Genomic DNA, 17,977 nt, shown 5'->3' with positions numbered 1-17,977 from the left:
GCCGACGACGGGATAACGTTAATTCGCATAACGGCATTACACCGCCAGGCTGTAGCCCGCTGCTACGCATCGTACCTCGTCGGCACCAAAAGATAAATCCCGCAAATGCGCGCCAACACTGGCTTCGACCGGTTCCGGCCCGACTTCGGCCCGACGCTGCGCTACGTCCGGCTCAACCGGCCTATCCTGCTCGCCCGGCATACCGAGTCGCAAGTCGGGATGATGGGTGAGGCACATGTAGGCAAACAACGGGTGCCCAGCCGCCTCCCAGCGCGTGCGCGCCTGCGCCACGTCGAGCGCCAGCACACGGTGGCCGATGCCGCCGACGTGCGCCATCGGAATCAGGTCCTGAGACGGAAAGACGTCGGTAAACATCAGCGCTTCGTATTGGCGATGCAGCGGCGGGCGTGCCGTGATCACCATCCAGTCGATACCCGAGAGCAGGCAGTATTGGTAGAACGCTTTGAACAGCGCCGTCTTGACGACCCGGCCCACCGGCCCGGCCGCGACGCCCAGGCGCGTCGCCTCCGCCAGCGCTGCACTGCCGAGCCATTCGGGCAACGGCGCCGAGTCCTCGAGATGCAATGCGTGAAAGCGGTTGGTCTGAATGCGCATCGTGCCGAGCACGGCCCCGTCGAGCCGGGCGCGCGCCACGAGCACAATGGCCCCCGGTTCGCGATCGCTGGCCTCCGGCTCGCTCAACGTGGCAGCGAGTTCGGGCAGATGACGCCCATAAGCCGCCTGACGCATCGCGACGGCATCGCGCAACGCCGGTTCGTCGCTCGCAATGGAGACGACGAAAGGCAGACGTTCCTCGCGCAATGCCCCCGTATCGAACTTGACAGCCACCGACGGACGGGCGGCGGGCGACGTCGCCCGATGGAGGCTGCCGGTCGGGCGGTCGGCGTTAGTGATCGACAGGACATCCGAAGCTTGTGCAAGATCAAACATGATTGACACTCCTTAGGGTCAAGTAAAGGGTGGGTGCCGTGCAAGGGCGAAGGCGCCGGTGCATCGCACAATTCCTTTCTTGATCCGCTTGAGCGAAGTGTCAAGTGCTTATTTTCGTTGAGTTTTTCACACTCCCGGAGGGAGTGCGACACACATCACCCATTCGTCGTGCCAACGGCCCGGAAAGCCCCGTCGCACCGTATGAAACGGCGCAAAAGCACACGGCGACCGCCTTTCGTCGTCTCCCGGCCCCCCTCTGTTGTCACCTATTTGAGACAGTTGCCGTCCGAAGCATGACGCGGGCAAACAATAACCGCGTTGACGAATTGCCTTGACCGACAGGGTTCGGCATGAGACGACGGGCCTAATGGCCCAGGCCCCGGCCTCGGCCTCTGTCTCGACGGCGACATCCCGACAATCGACGGGTCGTCCCGGTTCGGCACTGGTCCACGATGTCGCACGCGAGCCTTCGCGACGGTTCGACCGACGTGCGCGGCGCAACCTCGACCTCAAGCGAGCGCAATGCCGCCGTGTCATTCGGGCAGCTTGCGCACGCGCTTGCCGGTCGCGTTGCCTGGCTTGATCGACTTGCGCGGCTTGCGAGGCTTACGCGGTTTCGGCTCGATGCCGATGCGTGAATCGCCTGCGAGCGCCAGTGCCGCCAGGCGCTCGGCAACGGCTTCGAACGTGTCCTCCGACTGCGGGAGATAGAGCCATTTCCCGAGCACAGGATGCGGGCGCAACGCCGGAATCTCCTCGATAAGCGACGCATGGTGTTCGTGCGACGTACAAACGAGCAGCCCGTCCCACGGCGCATCCCGATCGATCACGGCGAGGCATTGCCGGCCGTTCAAATAAGCGACTTCAGCGCCGAACATTCGCCTGTGCAAATAAGTCTCGTTGTGCTCGAAAGCATCGAAAATCCAGACAAGCGAATTGCGAATGGAAGATGGCATTGAGGACGACTCGATAAATCCGATTGAGGGATCACACTCTACAACAGGCTCGCAAACCCCGCCACGCTTGCATTACAGACGACATCACAGAAGGCAATTCAAAAACATATTTAACAGGACAATCAAATTTTATTAGCCAAAAACATTCCTTAGAAAATCGAGATAACCGTAACAACTTATTACAACTCACAAAAATACAACGTCGATATTTGTAGTTATCGAATTAAGCATCTAATTTGAACTCAGCCGAACTGCGCCATATGGATTGAACATTCACCACACTCGTTCAGGAGTGCGATATGACGACCCCGCCTCGTGCAGTTGCGTCCGCCAGACCCGCGCAGTGCCCGCTTCCTCTCAAGCCGCTCATTCTCGCGCTTTCACTTTGTGTCATCGGTCAGGCGCGCGCGGCTTGCGACAACGTCGCGCCTGCGAGCGGTACGACCGTGACCTGTACCGGCACCGACGGCGTGGTCGCTGCGCAGCCCGGCAGCACAGGCGTCACGGTCAACGTGCAGCAAGGTGCCAATGTGTCGTCGGTGCGCGCCACGGCCGATGTCGCCACCATCACCGTCGATTCCTCCAGCACCATCAGCAACTCGGGCACGATCGGGATGACCGGCAACAACACATCCGGGCGCGGCGCCGCCATGCTCGGTGCGAACGACAACAACACGCTGGTGAACACCGCGACCGGGGTCATCACCACGTCCGGCTTCGAAAACGACGGGATGGCCAGCAACGGCAACGGCGGCAAGCTCACCAACAACGGCACCATCACCGTCGGTGGCCCGAACGCCTTCGGTATGACGGCGGCGTGGGGGCAATCGTCCGGGCTCGGCCTGAACAGCACGATGGTCAATACAGGCACCATCACCGCGAATGGCGGGGGCAGCCGGGCCATCAGCGTCGTGGGCGGTCAAAGCACAGTGACGAACAGCGGCACACTGATCACGACAGGCGGCACGGCGTCGAACCGCTCGTTCACCGTCTTCATGCAAGGCAACAACAACCGCCTCACCAACAGCGGCAATATCGAAGCCCGTGGGGTGAACAGCGACGCCGTCGTGTCGAACACCGCTTCAGGTTTCACCACGTCGATCGTGAATCAGGCGGGCGGCCAGATCATCAGCCGTCAGGGATTCGGCGTTCGTACGGTCAACGGCACGGTCTCGATCACCAATGCGGGGCTGATACAGAGCGACGTCGGCACCGCCATTGCCATGAACGCCGCCGCGCGCTCGAACAACCTGACGCTGCAAACCGGCTCGCAGATCATTGGCACCGCAGACGGGGGCAACAGCGCGGTGAGCACGGTCAATCTGCAAGGGGCCGGCACCGCGAGCAACCCGTTCGCGAACTTCGGCACGCTCAACATGCAAGGCGAGAACTGGACGTGGACCGGCAGCGGCAACTTCACGAGCGCGCAGTTTCAGAGCGGCGTGTTCGCATTGAACAGCGCGCTCGGCGGGGCGACGTCTCAGGTCGCCTCAGGCGCGACGCTGACCGGCACGGGCACGCTCACGGGCAACCTGACCAACGCCGGCACCGTTCGCCCGGGGGACGGCAGCGGCAACGGCACGCTGACCGTCATGGGCAATTACACGGGGCAAGGCGGCAAGCTCGCCATCGACACCGTTCTCGGCGACGACACATCGAAAGTCGCGCCCCTCACCGTGAGCGGCGGCACGATCGGCGGCACCACGACACTTGCCGTCAACAATATGGGCGGCACCGGCGGCGTGACGACGGGCAACGGCATTCCGATGGTCAACGCCGTAGGCGGCGCAACGTCGTCTGCCGGCGCGTTCACCTTGAACGGTGCGGTCAGTCAGGGCGCCTATACCTACTATCTCTATCGGGGCGGCACGACGCCCGGTTCGGAAAACAGCTGGTTTCTCCGCTCCACCGTGCCTGTCGCGACTGCCGTGACTTTCGTCGATCCGGTCACCGGCCAGACAGTGAACACCGTCCTGTCGCCGGTCGGCGCCGCCGGCAGCCCGCCGACCGCGCCCGAAGGCTCGACGCCGATGCCCATATATCGCGTGGAAGTCCCTGTGTACTCGGTCATGCCGGAAATTGCGCGCGTGGCCGGTTTTGCGCAAATGGGGACCTTCCACGAGCGGCAGGGCCAACAGGGCCTGCTCGACGAGAACGGCTGGTTGCCCGCAGGCTGGGCACGCGTGTGGGGACAAACGGAACAGTTCCGCCCCAAGGGCGGCGTGTCGCCGCAGTTCGACGGGAACATCGGTGGCGTGCAAGTCGGGCACGACATCGTCTCGCGTCGCACGGACAGCGGACACCACGATCACGTCGGGATTCTGGGCGGGTGGACGCGTGCGTCGGGCGACACGCAAGGCAGCGCACTCGGCGCGATGGACACCCATACCGGCTCGCTGGGCCTGGACATCTACAGTGCCGGTCTGTACTGGACGCACGTGATGCCGAACCTCGCGTACATCGACGCGGTCGTGCTCGGCTCCACACTTCAGTACGACTCGAAGCCGGTCAGCGGCATGAACACCAGCACGCGCGGCAAAGCGATATCCGCCTCGCTCGAAACCGGGTGGCCCACCCGCCTGACATCGACCCTGACGCTGGAGCCACAGGCGCAGATCGTCTACCAGCACCAGTCGCTCAACGACCTGACCGACGCCGTCTCCACGGTCTCGTTCGCCAACACCAATAGCTGGCTCGCCCGCATTGGTGCGCGACTGGAAGGCAACTACGACGCAGACCGCGGTTTGCTGCGTCCGTATCTGCTGTTCAATCTGCTGCATACGTTCGGCAACGAGGGCCGCGCGATCTTCGGCGGCACGACGCCGATCGTCTCCAGCGCCAACACCACGGCGGCGCAATTCGGCGTCGGCGTCGCCGGCCGCTTCAACAAGCACGCGAGCGTGTACGCCTCGCTCGCATACCTCACGCAAATCGACGACACGCGCCAGCAGAGCGTATCCGCCACGCTCGGGCTGCGCTGGCGCTGGTGAGCTTAACGCCGCCCGAACCGGCGGCGTTGTCCCGACTGGCTACTGTCGCACGATATCGCCCGGCTTCCACGTCTTGTCGAACGCTGCCGCTTCCGGCCCGTAGATCCGGAAGTAAGCAAACCATCCGCGGCCGGGCACCGTTTTGATCCAATGCGACGCGTCGCCCTTCGGCGGATTCGGCCCGAAGCTGAGCACCACCGGCTTGCTGGTATCGATGTCCTTCAATTCGAACAAGGAACGCAAGGCGGCCTTATCCTGATCGGTCTGCACCTGCGAGCGCGTCTGCGCGTCGTAAACCGTCACGGACCAGAACAGTTTGCCGGGCACCGGCTGGGGCACCGTGAGCGAGTACGACTTTCCGCCGTCCAGATAAACGCCCTGACTGTCGCGAGCACTCAACCAGTAAAGCGACCCGGCACCGGCATCGCGCCGGAACATGGCCGGCGATGTGACGATCGCTTGTGCGAACCAACGGTCGCGCGCATCGAGATCGATACCCGCCGGCGTTTCAAATTGCGCCGCGCCCGGGACCAATCCGACCCATTCCCAATGACGGTCCGCCCAATTCCTGATCTCCGACCTGTCACTGTCGAATGCGGACACCAACATCTGCCCCCGCGCCAGACGCGCTGCGCGCACGAGCAGGTCTTTCGCCTTCGCATCGGGCGCGAACGGCTTGCCCTTCTGAATGCCCACTTCGGAGAGCACACCGTACATCGGCAAAAACTTCTCCTGAATGGGCTCTTCCTGAATGACCTTGTCGAGTTTTTCCCAGAATTGGATGTTGTCTTCCCACTTCAGCAGCGAACTGTCCATCGCGCGCTTTGACGTATCGACGCTTTGCAACGCAGGACCGATAACGCCCTCCGGGCTCCAGCGCTGAACCTTGACGTTCGCGAGCGCAGCCATCGCCTTGGGCACATCACCGCCGACAGGCATAGACCGCAGCGCCAGCAGGTTCTTGAGCGACGGCGATTGCGCGACGTAGTATCCCTCGGACGGGTCCGGCACCTTGCCTTGATAACCCGGCGGCAAGATCAGGTGCTTGCCGCCCTTGCCCGCGTCGGGACCGGGCAACCCCAGATCGGCAACCCACCCCTGGTTGTGATCGTTGACAAGGCCGATGAATGGCCCCGGCGGCAAGTCGATCAGCATCGGGCCACCCGAAAGATCGAGTACCGCCGAGCCGTAAGGGGTATCGGAGTTCAGCGTGAAGCCGACCTGTCGCGGCCCCGTCGCGGCAATCCCCCACTGCTTGCCCTCATCGATCCCCACAGCACGATTGCCGTTGAAGATGCCTTCCATCGACACCGTCGGGTACCAGAACCGATACGCCACCACGGCCCGCTGCAACGCCTCGTCGGCACGGGCATGCTGAGACGCCGCCGGTGTCGGATAGCCCTGCTGAAATGGGTAAGGGTTGGCATCCGCAGCGTGCGACAACGAACTGCTTGCCGACCACCCGAGGACCGCGACCGCGCACAGAAAACGATTCACTCGATTCATTCCCGACACCTCCGCCCTTTATGCAAACGATTGAAAATTACACCTGACAAATAATTAAAATTACGATGAAAAAATCCAAATCCAAATCCAAATCCAAATCCAAATCCAAATCCAAATCCAAATCCAAATCCAATCCAATACTCTTTTACTCACCATAAAAAGTCAAACACCCATTTCTTATAATCCCATTCAACCAAGTCCGCATGCCGGCATCACGCCAACTCCATCGAAAACATATGCCCTCGTGCGGCTCCCGGGGCATCTCAACCGCGCCTCCTGCCCGCAACTGATGCACTTGCGAAGCCACGCCCCGGGCGGCGCCATCAGCGCGCACGCCTCAAGGATCGTTCCGCCACCGTCGAATCGGATAATTTCAATTATCCAGAATTACTCAAACCAAATATTCATCGCAATTAGCTATCAACGAGCCTAAAATCAGACTCCATTACCGCGATTTAAAACCGATCATCGGATAAAGGGGCCACTCATGACGCCAAGCCGTCGATGCGTTGTAACGGGGATGTTGCTGGCCGGCGTTTCCTGCGCTCAGGCGCAGACGTCGGCGGAGGATGCCAACAAGAGCAATAACCCGCTCAACCCGGCCGCATCGTTCAACTTGCAGAACTACTACACGCCATCGATCTTCGGCACCGGCACCCACACCAACGACTTTCTCTTGCGCCCGACCGTCCCCCTCGCGCCGAACGGCATCGTGCCGGTACCGCAGATCCTGCGCGGGACGATCCCGATCAGCACACGTCCCGATCCGAACGGCGGTTACACCACCGGACTCGGCGACATCAACCTGTTCGATATCTTTTTGCTCAATCCCGGGGCGGCCATGGAATTCGGCGTCGGTCCGCTGGTGACAATACCGACGGCGACCGACAAGTCGCTGGGAACGGGGAAATGGCAGGCGGGTCTTGCCGCCGTTGGGGTGCACGCCAGCAAGACCGGATTGCTAGGGGCACTGGTGCAGTGGCAGCATTCGTTCGCGGGACAAGGCGACCGGCCTACGGTGCAGACGCTCACCGGACAGCCGTTCCTCATCTACAACCTGCCCGAGGGATGGTATCTGCGCTCGACCGGCATCTGGACGTTCGACTTACAGCACGGGAGCTACTACGTCCCCGTGGGCCTTGGCGCCGGCAAGGCATGGAAGACGGGCAAGACGATCGTCAACGCGTTCGTCGAGCCGCAGTACTCGGTCGCACATTCGGGCAACGTCCCCAAATGGCAAATCTTCGCCGGGTTGAATTTCACGTTCGGACACTGAGGAAGGCTGCCGATCGGCTTCGTTACCCGCCCGCCGCCGCCCGCAGCGTTTGCGACGAAACGTCGGCGCGAGGATCGATGACGGGCATGGCCGTCTCCGGCGTATAGCGCATGCAGCGATTGCGCCCTGCGGCCTTGGCCTGATACAGCGCACGGTCCGCCCGCTGCACCAGCGACGACAACTCGCCACGTGAACGTTCGTCGCAGGCAATGCCGATGCTCACCGTCGCGGCGACCGCCTCCCCTTGTACGACACGCGCCGCCCGCTCGAACGCCTCGCGCACGCGCTCCGCAATGGCCTGCGCCTCGTTGGCGCCCACGCCAGGCAGGAACAGCGCGAATTCCTCGCCGCCGTATCGCCCGAAGATATCGTCCGCGCGCAGTTGCTGCGACGCCGTACGTGCGAACAACAACAACACGGTGTCGCCGAACGGGTGGCCGTAGGTATCGTTGATTCGCTTGAAGTGATCGAGGTCCAGCAGAAGCAAGGCGACGGGCGCGCGCGCGGTGCCGTGGCGTCGCAACTGCTCGCGCGCGAGACGGGTGAATTCCGGGCGGTTGAAGGCCTGCGTCAGACCGTCGCGGGTGGCGGCGCGATGCAATGCGATCTCGGAACGCTCTTTGCCCAGCGACACCATGAGAAAACTCGCCACGACGATCAGCACCAGCATTTCGGTCGTGGACACCTGCGGGCCGAACCATGCGAGGAATTGCGCGTCGGTCGGACCGAACCAGACGAGCGCGACCGCGCGCGCCGTGTAAAACGAACCGTGCAGTACCGCGACGACGGCCAGCACGATGCTGCTCGGCAGCCGCAGTCCGGACGCCTGCCAGAACTCCTTGGCCGCCATCAGGCTATAGAACGCGAGCAACGAGAAGAACAATACCCCGCCGCTCCATGCATCGAGCGGCCGGGCGAACAGCCATGTCCCCCACAGCAACACGGCCGGTCCGCCGAACACGGCGACCCATTGCACGCTACGACCGTAAAAGCGCCGCGCCCCGCTCCATACCATGGCGAACGCCAGTATTGCGACGGCATTGCCCAGCGGATAAAGCACCGCCAGTTGCGAGCTTCGCGCAGCCAGCAGATAAAGCACAGGCGAGAAGGTTGCGAGCAGGAACGCCAGACTCCACCAGCGCGGAGATTCGGCTTCGTCGCGGCGCAGGGCATCGAGCATGAACAGGATGCCGGTCGCGATGCTGAGCAAAAAGGTCACAAACTGTAGTGTCGGCAGGTCTAACGCCGGCAGCGACAAACCAAGAGCCATAGCTCCGTCCCCCGCACGCATCGCAACACGGACGGTCACCTCCGTCCCGAGCCCAATGCGCAGTTTGAAGTACGGGGGAGAAAACCCTGACTGAACGTTCAGCGGTTCTCAGCGGTTCGTGATGTTGGAGATGGACAAACGCGGCAGCCGCTTGCGCGCCTTATGCGGCGCACCGTCTGGCCGCCCCGGTCCGGCCATCGGTTTCGTGTCTCCATACCCATGGGGCGGGATTCTAGCACGTCAATTTGGGACGGCAACCCGCGCCGAGGCCCACCTGCAAAGGCCGTCTCAACCCACCTTACACTGTCTTTCCGGCAAAGCGCCCGGCCTGGCGGTCTGCGCCATGTACGGCGCGGTGTGTCACATCTCCTGACGACGTCGTGCGGACAGGGCCCCCGCGGTCTGGATCACAAGATCGGCAAAGCGGCGCTCATCGCGCTCGGCGTTCCAGCGCACACGCGGCACGGCGATGTTGATGGCACCGATGGCCCGGCCGTCCTGATTGACGACGGCCGCCGCCGTAGAAATGTCGCCCATGAAGAACTCGTCTTCCGTGTGCGAATAACCTTGCTTGCGGATGCGGGCGAGCCGCTCCTTGATCTTGCGTGGCTGCGCGACGGTCGCCGGCGTGAACTGGACGAGATGGGTGCGCGCGAGGATGTCGTCGATTTCGGCGTCGTCGAGTGTGGCGAGCATCGCGAGCCCGGGCGCCGTGCAGTACGCCGGCAGGCGCGACCCCACGATCACGTTGGCATTGAATACACTACGGCTCACGATACGCAGCACGAAGACGATATCGGTATCGAGCCGCACGGTCAGGTTCGTCGCCTCCTCCGTTTCCGCCGCCAGTTGCTGAAGATACGGGGCGGCGCGACTCACCAGTTCGTTCGAGACGAGATAGTGATAGGTGAAGTCGAGCAGCTTCGGTGAGAGTTCGTACTTCTTGCTCTGCGGATCCTTGAGCAGATAACCCAGCGCCGAAAGTGTGAACGTGAAACGCTGCGCCGCACTGATATCGAGGCCCGTGGCGGCCGCGATTTCGGACAGCGACAGGTGCCGCTTCGATCCGTCGAACGCCGTCAGCACTTTCATCGCCTTTTCGACGGAGTTGACATATAGCGTGGATTCGGTCGACGCGATCGCCCCTGACGTCGCCTCCGCAGTCACGGTCTTGTCTTTGGCTCGGCTGCGAGGTGTTTTGGTGGTGGCCACGGTGATATCGGTGTTGAACGAGTTTGACGGAATTATCTCATAAAAATAACTTCCTATCTTTATGCGATAACCCGTCGCACCACATTCCGCTCACCTGAGCGCGCTCGCCTCCCATGCGCCATGCGTGTCGCGCGACAACAGGTGCTTGCGGATCCGCTCGGACGGCGTCGTCTCGAAGTGCGAGGTCTCGCGGTAATAACGCGGCCGCTGGTAGCTGGGAAGACGCACCGACGCCCATTGCGACAGCGTCTCCCAATCGGGCGCCGTGTCGCGAAATTGCACGTAGAGCATGACATCCTGCTCGCCGATCTCGCTCGCCACGCCGATCGCCGCGCACGCCGCCACCGCCGGATGCCGCGCGAACACGCGCTCGATCTCCCACGCCGACACGTTCTCGCCGCGCACGCGCATGCTGTCGGTGCGACGGCCAATGAAGACGAGACTGCCGTCGGCGCTGCGTCGCGCACTGTCGCCGGTGTAGAGTTTGCCGTCGCGCAACGCCTTGGCCGTGGCTTCGGGATTGTCGAGATATCCCGGCAAGAACACGCCTTCGACATCGCTCGACAGCACGATCTCGCCCGGCTCGCCGTCCGCGACCGGCTGCCCGTCATCGTCGAGCAGCGCAAGCGTCAACCACGGCAAGGCGTGGCCGATGGACCCCGGACGATCGGCGTCGTTGAGCGTCGCGAAGCTCGAACACTCCGTCATGCCGTAGCACTCGCGCAAGGCACATCCGAGACGGTCGCGCGTGGCGTCCCAGGCGCTCGCCGACACCCCCGCCCCCCAGGCCACCCGCAGCGTGTGGGTCGCCGGCTGGGCGTCTCGCGGCAGTTGCATGAGGATATCGAGAATACCGCCGAGGTAATGCAGATGCGTCGCCCCCGCCTGCTCGCACTGTTGCCAGAAGCGGCTTGCAGAAAATCGCTCGACCACGTGCATCTCCACGTCCGCAAGAAAAGGCAGCAACAGCATTTGCGCCCCCCCGATGTGACACAGCGGCTCCCACAGGAACAGCCGGTCGCCATCGCCTGCGTCGGCCACGCGCAGCGCGGCTTCGCTGGCGATGCGCATCATGCGATGCGTGAACAGCACCCCTTTCGGCGCACCGGTCGTGCCCGAGGTGTAAATAATGCACAGCACGGAGGCCGGCGTGACGTTCGCCGCCACAGGCGCAGCGCCGGCATACGCGCCCGCCTGCGCCATGACGTCGGTCAGCCAGTGACGTGCGACCTGGGTGCCGTGATGTCCCGGCTGCCCGGCGGCCAGCGCGACGCCGGCATCCAGCACCGCCGCGAACGACGGCTCCGAGATCAGTACTTTGGGCTTCGCATGGCTGAGCAGATACTCGATGCCGTCGCCCTTCAAGCGCGTGTTGACCGGCACCCATACGAGTCCGGACAACATGAGCGCATAGATCAGCGCAATCTGCGCGGCGCTGTTGCCCAGCATGACGGCCACGCGGTCGCCGGGCGCCAGCCCCTGCGCGGCGAACCACGCCTGCATCGCACCGACACGCGCGGCCATCTGCGCGCGATCGATCGCCTCGCCCTCGAAGACGACAACCGGCTTCGTCGACGTCCCGCGAAGCCCCGCCATGAGCAGCGGCACAACGTCGAGCCGGTCGCCCTCGGCCCGCTGCGGGAAGTATTGCGTATAGGGATGTGAGGGATGTGAAGCCGGCTGAGAAGACGACGTCTGCGCATTCACCGGCGCGACTCGGACAACGTTGGACATAGGCATACGAGAATCCGCAGATATCAATAGCGCTTGCGTTTGAAGAGAGAGGACAGCCAGACGACGAGCACCATCAGGAACACGAGCGACGTGGCGACAGCGGCCAGCGTCGGCGTCACGGCCAGTTGGATGTCGTCCCACATCTGTTTCGGCAGCGTGGTGTTGATCCCGCCGGAGACGAAGATGGCGATGGTCAGGTCGTCGAACGAGACGATGAACGCGAACAGGAACGCCGAGCCCAAGCTCGCCGCGAGCAACGGCAACAGCACGGTCCGCACGCGGGTGAAGGCCGACGCGCCGAGCATCTTGGCGGCGTCGTCGAGTCGCCAGTCGAAGCGCTTGAAGCTCGCCGACAAGGTCACGACGACGTAGGGAATCGCCAGCACGGTATGACCGATGACGAGGCCCGCATTCGTGCCCGCCAGCTCCCAGCGGGCGAACAGGTACAGCAGGCCGACGGCAACGACGATGCGCGGCACGATCAGCGGGGCGATGAACACGGCGAACAGCGGCTTGCGCCAGCGCGACGGCAACCGCACAAGCGCGAGACTGGCGCCGAAGCCGAGCACGAGCGCCAGGGCCGCCGTCGCGAAACCCACGCCGAGCGAACGCAGCAAGGCCGCCTGCCACACGCTCGATTCGAGAAACGCCACGAACCATTTGACGGTGAAGAGTTCCGGCGGGAACGCCACGAAGGATTGCCGGGTGAAGGCGAGCGGCACGACAAACGCAATCGGCAGCACCAACGCCAGCACCACCGCCCACGTGTACGCTTTGAGACCCAGCCCTCCCTCCACCCGCTCCCCGCCTCGCGAGAACGACAACTTGCCGGCGATACGCCCCACGGCGATCAGCGCCGGCAGCATCCGGCCGCCCGCCCCGGCGGGTCGCTCAGGCGCTTCGCCGGCCAGCGACGACAGCCCCACAACCCGGTCGTAGGCGAAGAACACGACGATCGAGCACAGCAGCAAGACAGTTGAGAGCGCCCCGGCGAATCGCAGGTCGAACAACTCCAGCACCGACGAGATGACCAGTTGCGCCACCATCGATTCGCGCGGCGACCCGAGCAGCGCGGGCACGATGAAGAAGCCCAGACTCGTGATGAAGACGAGCAGCCCTGCCGCCGCAGCGCCCGGGCCGGAGAGTGGCAGGAAGACCGTGAAGAAGCCCGTCGAACGATCGGCACCGAGCGTTTGCGCGGCCTGCACGAGTTGCATGTTGATGCCGCGCATGATCGGCAGCATCGTCATGACGGCCAGCGGCAGCATCGCATGCACCATGCCGATCAGCACACCGGTCAGCGACGGCGCGAGCGTGCCCGACATGTCGATCAACCCGAGATGCGCCGCCACGGTCGTGAGCAACCCCGTGCGGGACAGCAGCAGCATCCATGCGTAAGTCTTCACGAGGTAACTGGTCCAGAACGGCAGCACGATCCACAGCAACCAGCGCTCGCGCGAGCGCGCCGACAGCCGGGCGAGCAGATACGCCACCGGATAGCCGAGCAACACGGACAGCGCGGCCGTCAGAAACGCGATCCAGAACGTGGAACCGAGCACCTTGACGTAGACGGCCGAGTGCGTCATGCGTGCGAACTGCGCGACGGACAGCGTGCCTTCGCCATCGTAAAGACCGCCTTGCAGAATCTCCACGACCGGCACGATGAAGAAGACGGCCAGGAACAGCAGTGCGGGCAAAGCCGGCAACCCGCGGGCCAGATGTTTCGGCCAGGCAAAACGAGGCCCCGCCTGAGGCAGGCGTTGAACAAGCCACATGGCAAATACTCCTGAAGCGAATGACCCGGGCGCGTGCTCGCACGCCCGGAAGGCAGCTCAGCGCGTGAGCAACGTGGCGCGACTCTGGTCCCACGCCAGTCCGACGCGATCGCCAACGCGGGGGGTCAGCTCGCGCGGGCAGCGCACGGTGAAGTCCGCGATGCCGCCAGCGGTGCCCGACGCATCCCCCGGGCCGCCCTGCCCCAGCGACACAATGGCGCGCGTGTCGGCGCCGAGAAAGACGACCTCGCGGATCGTGCCGGCGAGCGCGCCCGCTTCGGGCGACGTCAGACGCGCAGCCTCCGGGCGCACCAGCAGACTGGCCGCGCCCGCCGCCGGCAGATCGGGGCTTGGGCCGATCGGCACGAGACGCGTCCCGTCGTTTTCACCCACGTTGTTTTTGCCCCCGTCTTTTCCACCGACCCGCAGGGCTACGCGACCGTCCGGCAATCGCTCCACCACACCGTCGAGCAGATTGGAATGCCCGAGGAAATCGGCGGCGAAACGCGTCGCCGGACGGTCGTACAACTGCGCAGGCGTGCCGATCTGCTCGATGCGCGCCTGATTCATCAGACAGATGCGATCGGACAACGTCAGCGCTTCATCCTGATCGTGGGTGACATAGATGAACGTCGCGCCCAATTCCTGATGCAACCGACGGATCTCCAGTTGCATGTGCTCGCGCAACTTCTTGTCGAGCGCGCCGAGCGGTTCGTCGAGCAGAATGATCGACGGGCGAAAGGCGAAGCAGCGCGCCAGCGCGATCCGTTGCTGCTGACCGCCCGACAACTCCGAGGGCAGACGTTGCGCAAACGCCTGCATCTTGACCATCGCGAGCGCCGCATCCACGGCCGGGGCGAGCTCGGCGCGAGGCAGTTTGCGCATGCGCAGGCCGTAGGCCACGTTCTCCCAAACCGTCATATGCGGAAACAGCGCGTAGCTCTGGAACACCATCCCGATGCCGCGTTTGCCCGGCGCTTCCCGCGTGGCGTCGCGCCCGTCGATGAGCAGTTGACCGGCGCTGGGTTCGACCAGCCCCGAGATCATCTGCAACAGCGTGGTCTTGCCCGAGCCGGAAGGCCCGAGCAACGTGAGAAATTCCCCTGCCGCGACCCGCAGGTCGGTCGGCAGAAGCGCCGGGGTCTCGCGATATGTCTTGGCGAGACCGATAGTTTCCAGTTTGGTACTCATGTTCGTGCTCATCCTGCTTCGCTACTCCGGGGTTCGCGACGCTTACGACAACAACCACGCATTGAAACGCTCGGTGGCCCTGGCACGGTTCTCGGCCCACCACTGCGGGCTCGGCAGACGCATGCCCTTGAGGTTGGCAGGCGCGGTCGGTAACAACGGTGCACGCGCTTTGGGAATGCCGTCGAACGCCTTGAGGTTGGTCGGGCCGTACGCCAGATCCTGCGTGATAAGCGCCTGTCGCGCCGGGTCGCCGCAAAAGCGCACGAACTGACGCGCGAACTCGGCTCGTGGCGTGCCCTTTGGAATGCCCCAGCCCTCGATGGAGTACAGCCCCTGGTTCCACACGATCTTCACCGGCGCATTGTTGTCGATGGCCGCCTGCGCCCGCCCGTTCCACGTCGACATCATGTCGACGTCACCGCTTTGAATCGCCTGCATGGCCTGCGCACCCGAGGTCCACCACAGGTTGATGTGCGGTTTGATCTTGTCGAGCGACTTGAATGCCCGGTCCAGATCGAGCGGATAGAGCTTGTCGATAGGCACACCGTCGGCCATGAGCGCCTGCTCCAGCGTATCGAGCGGGCTGCGGCGCAGCGAACGGCGACCGGGGAAACGCTTCACGTCCCAGAAGTCCGCCCACGTTTGCGGAGCGTCTTTCGGGAATTTGTCGGTGCGGTACGCCAGCACCGTCGAGTACACGTCGACACCAAGCCAGTCGGGTGTCACGGCTTCGGGCATGATGCCGGGGAAGTCGCTGGCCTTCATGCCGACGGGTTCGAGGAAACCCTTCGATTCGAGATAGGGAATATCGGCCGAGAGCGTGAGCGTGGTCACGTCCCACACGAAGTTTTTCGTCTGCACCATTGCCGCGAACTGCGCGACCGGCTGCGAGTCGCGCGCCACACTGACCACCTTGATACCGGTCGCCTTCTCGAACGGATCGTAGAAGGCGCGACGATACGCCACGGTGTACGGGCCGCCCGGGTCCGAGACGATCAACTGCCTGGCCTGTGCGAACGCGGAACGCGACGCCGTCAGCGGCAATGCGCCAGCCAGCGCGGTAACGCCGGCCACTTGAAGCAGGCGGCGACGGGACGGGTTTTGCGGGTCGTGCGATTCAGACATAAGAAACTCCGCTTTGCAGCAGGCACGCGCGCCGCGCATGCCCTGTGTGGGGAGTCACGGCGTGCCGCGCATGCCGCGCGCCGTGACGGCACTTCATTCGATGACGATCGCCTCAGGGCACGCCTTCGGTGTCAGGCCTTCGCGCCTTCGGCCTTGGCCGCACGTTTGGCGAAGAAGGCGGCCATCATGCGCGCCGGCTCACCCGACTCGTACGACTCGCGCTGAATGCGCATGCCGGCTTCGATGGCGTCCTGAAACGTACCTTCGGTCATTTCGCGAAAGCGCTGCTTGTCCAGGCGCATCGCCACCGGCGGCTTCTCGGCGAGTTCCGTGGCAATCTCCAGCGCCTTGTCGAACACCTTGTCTTCCGGCACGAGGTGATGGATAAGGCCCAGACGGTGGCTCTCGTCGGCGTCCATCAGCCGACCGGTGAGCGTGAGTTCGATGGTGCGCGACAACCCCAGCATGTGATTCATGATCCACGGGCCGGTCGTGCTCGCGATCCCGGCGTTGATCTCCGGCTGCCCCATGCGCACCCCCGGATGCCCCACACGGATATCGCCCAGCAACGACACCTGGAACGCCGAGCCTGCGGCCGTGCCGTTGAGCGCCATCACCAGTGGCTTCTTCAGACGGCGAATCACGTCGTAGTAATGCTCCCATCCCTTGATCCACTCGATGGCGGTGTCACCGTCGAAGTGCTTCGCTTCGGCCAGATCCTGCCCGGCAGAGAAAGCACGCCCCGCCCCCGTCATGATCACGGCAGCCACGTTGTCGTCGGCATTGAAACGCTCAAGCGCATCGATGATCAGTTCGCGCATGGCGATGGTCCAGGCATTGAGCGCCTGCGGGCGATTCAACGTGATCACGGCAACCTTGCCCACCTGCGTAAAGAGAACTTCCTGTTCCGATTGCTTTGCTGTCTCGCTCATTTGAACTCCATGGACATCGACGCGTGACATCACGCGTGCATTGAGATGACGACAATGCGGCCAACGCATTTTTTCGCTAAACAGTTATCTCAGTGCAATAACTGTTATTTGAAAGAAATATAGTTATTTCAAAAAAATGGTGCAAGCTGAATCGATTCAGGGTTTACCTCAGGCGGTTGCACCTGCCGACGCCCGCGGTGCATTGCCGTACCGCGGGCCCGACAACCTTGACGGTTGTCAGCCGCCGGGTTCGACCTTGCCGGGGAAACGATCGACGAGAAGGCATTTAAGGAGGAAATCCCGATGCTTTCGGGATCGACGCGCGTGCGCTTTCCTATACCCATGCCCTGTGAGCATTGGGCGACGCAGCGTCGGGAGATTCCTGGATTGGCGCGCGGCGCGCGAGAGGAGGAAGAGGAAGAGGAAGAGGAAGCGAAAGAGGAGGAATGTCCGGCACGCGGCGTGCGCTCGGCGTGGCACGACTTCAAGGCGCGCCATGACGTCTCAGCCAGGGCCTTTGCGGCCCGGATGAGCACGCCGGCATCGCAAAATAGAAAATGGAAAACGAAAAAGCGTAACGCAAAGCAGCGTCGTTAGGGCCCGGCATCCGGGCAGGCGCAACGCGTCAGCGCGACGCTTCCTTGTGCTTGCGCAGGCGCCGGATCGCCTGCAACTGCGCCACCGCTTCGGCCAGTTCGCCCTGGGCCTTGGCGTAATCGATGTCGCCCGTCTGCTGCTCCAGCAGCGCTGCGGCAGCCTCGCGGGCGCGCTCGGCGCGCGCCTGATCGAGACTTTCCGCACGCATCGCGGTATCGGCGAGAACCGTCACCCGATCAGGCTGGATTTCGACGAATCCGCCAGCGATATACAGAAACGTTTCCGTGCCGTCGGACGCCTCGATGCGCACAGTGCCCGGGCGCACGCCCGAGAGCAACGGCGTGTGCCCGGGAAGCACACCCAACTCGCCCGCCGAGCCGGGCACCTCCACGAAACGCGCCTCTCCCGAGAAAATCGACCGTTCGGTACTGACCACGTCCACCTTGAGTAAAGCCATGTGTT

Annotated in this window: 14 protein-coding genes; 3 read left to right on the top strand and 11 right to left on the bottom strand. The window is 63.5% G+C overall.

Going from position 1 to position 17,977, the window contains the following annotated elements; all coding sequences use genetic code 11:
• Positions 1 to 36: 36 nt before the first annotated feature.
• Both PAN31108_RS13130 and PAN31108_RS13125 read right to left on the bottom strand, forming a co-directional pair.
• The gene (locus PAN31108_RS13130; RefSeq protein WP_150669301.1) at positions 37 to 951 is read right to left on the bottom strand and encodes an N-acyl amino acid synthase FeeM domain-containing protein; all 915 of its coding nucleotides are present in this window, start codon (positions 949 to 951) and stop codon (positions 37 to 39) included.
• A 533-nt stretch (positions 952 to 1,484) separates the two neighbouring features.
• Positions 1,485 to 1,907 carry a hypothetical protein gene (locus PAN31108_RS13125; protein ID WP_150669300.1) on the bottom strand — a complete coding sequence of 141 codons (423 nt, stop codon included), beginning with the start codon at positions 1,905 to 1,907 and terminating at the stop codon, positions 1,485 to 1,487.
• A gap of 299 nt (positions 1,908 to 2,206) precedes the next feature.
• Between PAN31108_RS13125 and PAN31108_RS13120 the strand changes: the two genes are divergently transcribed.
• A complete protein-coding gene (locus tag PAN31108_RS13120) occupies positions 2,207 to 4,897 on the top strand; it encodes an autotransporter family protein (RefSeq protein WP_150669299.1) in 2,691 nt (896 codons plus the stop codon).
• Between the two features lie 39 nt (positions 4,898 to 4,936).
• Here PAN31108_RS13120 and PAN31108_RS13115 read toward each other — a convergent pair whose 3' ends face one another.
• Positions 4,937 to 6,403 (bottom strand): DUF1254 domain-containing protein, encoded by a 1,467-nt coding sequence (locus PAN31108_RS13115; RefSeq protein WP_150669298.1) that lies wholly within the window; start codon positions 6,401 to 6,403, stop codon positions 4,937 to 4,939.
• A gap of 487 nt (positions 6,404 to 6,890) precedes the next feature.
• Between PAN31108_RS13115 and PAN31108_RS13110 the strand changes: the two genes are divergently transcribed.
• Positions 6,891 to 7,679, top strand: a complete 789-nt coding sequence (locus tag PAN31108_RS13110; protein ID WP_246183939.1) for a hypothetical protein — start codon at positions 6,891 to 6,893, stop codon at positions 7,677 to 7,679.
• A gap of 22 nt (positions 7,680 to 7,701) precedes the next feature.
• Here the strand turns inward: PAN31108_RS13110 and PAN31108_RS13105 are convergent, their stop codons facing one another.
• From PAN31108_RS13105 to PAN31108_RS13075, 7 genes are all read right to left on the bottom strand, one after another.
• Complete coding sequence (locus PAN31108_RS13105; protein ID WP_174994972.1) at positions 7,702 to 8,949, bottom strand: GGDEF domain-containing protein; 1,248 nt, start codon at positions 8,947 to 8,949, stop codon at positions 7,702 to 7,704.
• Positions 8,950 to 9,309: 360 nt separating this feature from the next.
• Positions 9,310 to 10,116: an IclR family transcriptional regulator gene (locus PAN31108_RS13100; protein ID WP_246183948.1), complete on the bottom strand. Its 807-nt coding sequence runs from the start codon at positions 10,114 to 10,116 to the stop codon at positions 9,310 to 9,312.
• A gap of 135 nt (positions 10,117 to 10,251) precedes the next feature.
• Positions 10,252 to 11,901, bottom strand: a complete 1,650-nt coding sequence (locus PAN31108_RS13095) for an AMP-binding protein (RefSeq protein WP_150669296.1) — start codon at positions 11,899 to 11,901, stop codon at positions 10,252 to 10,254.
• 17 nt (positions 11,902 to 11,918) lie between these two features.
• Entirely contained in the window at positions 11,919 to 13,670 is a 1,752-nt protein-coding gene (locus PAN31108_RS13090; protein WP_150669295.1) for an ABC transporter permease subunit, read from the bottom strand.
• A 57-nt stretch (positions 13,671 to 13,727) separates the two neighbouring features.
• On the bottom strand, positions 13,728 to 14,861 hold the full coding sequence (locus PAN31108_RS13085) for an ABC transporter ATP-binding protein (RefSeq protein ID WP_150669294.1): 1,134 nt from the start codon (positions 14,859 to 14,861) through the stop codon (positions 13,728 to 13,730).
• A 42-nt stretch (positions 14,862 to 14,903) separates the two neighbouring features.
• Positions 14,904 to 15,986, bottom strand: coding sequence for an ABC transporter substrate-binding protein (locus tag PAN31108_RS13080; protein ID WP_150669293.1), 1,083 nt, complete (start codon positions 15,984 to 15,986; stop codon positions 14,904 to 14,906).
• 131 nt (positions 15,987 to 16,117) lie between these two features.
• Positions 16,118 to 16,918, bottom strand: a complete 801-nt coding sequence (locus PAN31108_RS13075; RefSeq protein ID WP_150669292.1) for an enoyl-CoA hydratase/isomerase family protein — start codon at positions 16,916 to 16,918, stop codon at positions 16,118 to 16,120.
• A gap of 234 nt (positions 16,919 to 17,152) precedes the next feature.
• On the opposite strand from PAN31108_RS13075, the gene PAN31108_RS13070 reads away from it, so the two are divergent.
• Positions 17,153 to 17,515, top strand: a complete 363-nt coding sequence (locus tag PAN31108_RS13070) for a hypothetical protein (protein ID WP_150669291.1) — start codon at positions 17,153 to 17,155, stop codon at positions 17,513 to 17,515.
• A 28-nt stretch (positions 17,516 to 17,543) separates the two neighbouring features.
• Here the strand turns inward: PAN31108_RS13070 and PAN31108_RS13065 are convergent, their stop codons facing one another.
• Positions 17,544 to 17,972, bottom strand: coding sequence for a F0F1 ATP synthase subunit epsilon (locus PAN31108_RS13065; protein ID WP_150669290.1), 429 nt, complete (start codon positions 17,970 to 17,972; stop codon positions 17,544 to 17,546).
• Between the last annotated feature and the right edge of the window lie 5 nt (positions 17,973 to 17,977).

The sequence above is a fragment of the Pandoraea anhela genome (assembly GCF_902459655.1).
GTDB classification, from domain to species: domain Bacteria; phylum Pseudomonadota; class Gammaproteobacteria; order Burkholderiales; family Burkholderiaceae; genus Pandoraea; species Pandoraea anhela.
Note: the sequence above shows the minus strand (reverse complement) of the source record. Positions and strands in the feature narration are given on the sequence as shown.

What these genes read in the sequence shown, in the direction of transcription:
- PAN31108_RS13130 (WP_150669301.1), bottom strand. Translation starts at nt 951, where the DNA reads ATGTTTGATCTTGCACAAGCTTCGGATGTCCTGTCGATCACTAACGCC.
- PAN31108_RS13125 (WP_150669300.1), bottom strand. Translation starts at nt 1,907, where the DNA reads ATGCCATCTTCCATTCGCAATTCGCTTGTCTGGATTTTCGATGCTTTC.
- PAN31108_RS13120 (WP_150669299.1), top strand. Translation starts at nt 2,207, where the DNA reads ATGACGACCCCGCCTCGTGCAGTTGCGTCCGCCAGACCCGCGCAGTGC.
- PAN31108_RS13115 (WP_150669298.1), bottom strand. Translation starts at nt 6,403, where the DNA reads ATGAATCGAGTGAATCGTTTTCTGTGCGCGGTCGCGGTCCTCGGGTGG.
- PAN31108_RS13110 (WP_246183939.1), top strand. Translation starts at nt 6,891, where the DNA reads ATGACGCCAAGCCGTCGATGCGTTGTAACGGGGATGTTGCTGGCCGGC.
- PAN31108_RS13105 (WP_174994972.1), bottom strand. Translation starts at nt 8,949, where the DNA reads ATGGCTCTTGGTTTGTCGCTGCCGGCGTTAGACCTGCCGACACTACAG.
- PAN31108_RS13095 (WP_150669296.1), bottom strand. Translation starts at nt 11,901, where the DNA reads ATGCCTATGTCCAACGTTGTCCGAGTCGCGCCGGTGAATGCGCAGACG.
- PAN31108_RS13090 (WP_150669295.1), bottom strand. Translation starts at nt 13,670, where the DNA reads ATGTGGCTTGTTCAACGCCTGCCTCAGGCGGGGCCTCGTTTTGCCTGG.
- PAN31108_RS13085 (WP_150669294.1), bottom strand. Translation starts at nt 14,861, where the DNA reads ATGAGTACCAAACTGGAAACTATCGGTCTCGCCAAGACATATCGCGAG.
- PAN31108_RS13080 (WP_150669293.1), bottom strand. Translation starts at nt 15,986, where the DNA reads ATGTCTGAATCGCACGACCCGCAAAACCCGTCCCGTCGCCGCCTGCTT.
- PAN31108_RS13075 (WP_150669292.1), bottom strand. Translation starts at nt 16,918, where the DNA reads ATGAGCGAGACAGCAAAGCAATCGGAACAGGAAGTTCTCTTTACGCAG.
- PAN31108_RS13065 (WP_150669290.1), bottom strand. Translation starts at nt 17,972, where the DNA reads ATGGCTTTACTCAAGGTGGACGTGGTCAGTACCGAACGGTCGATTTTC.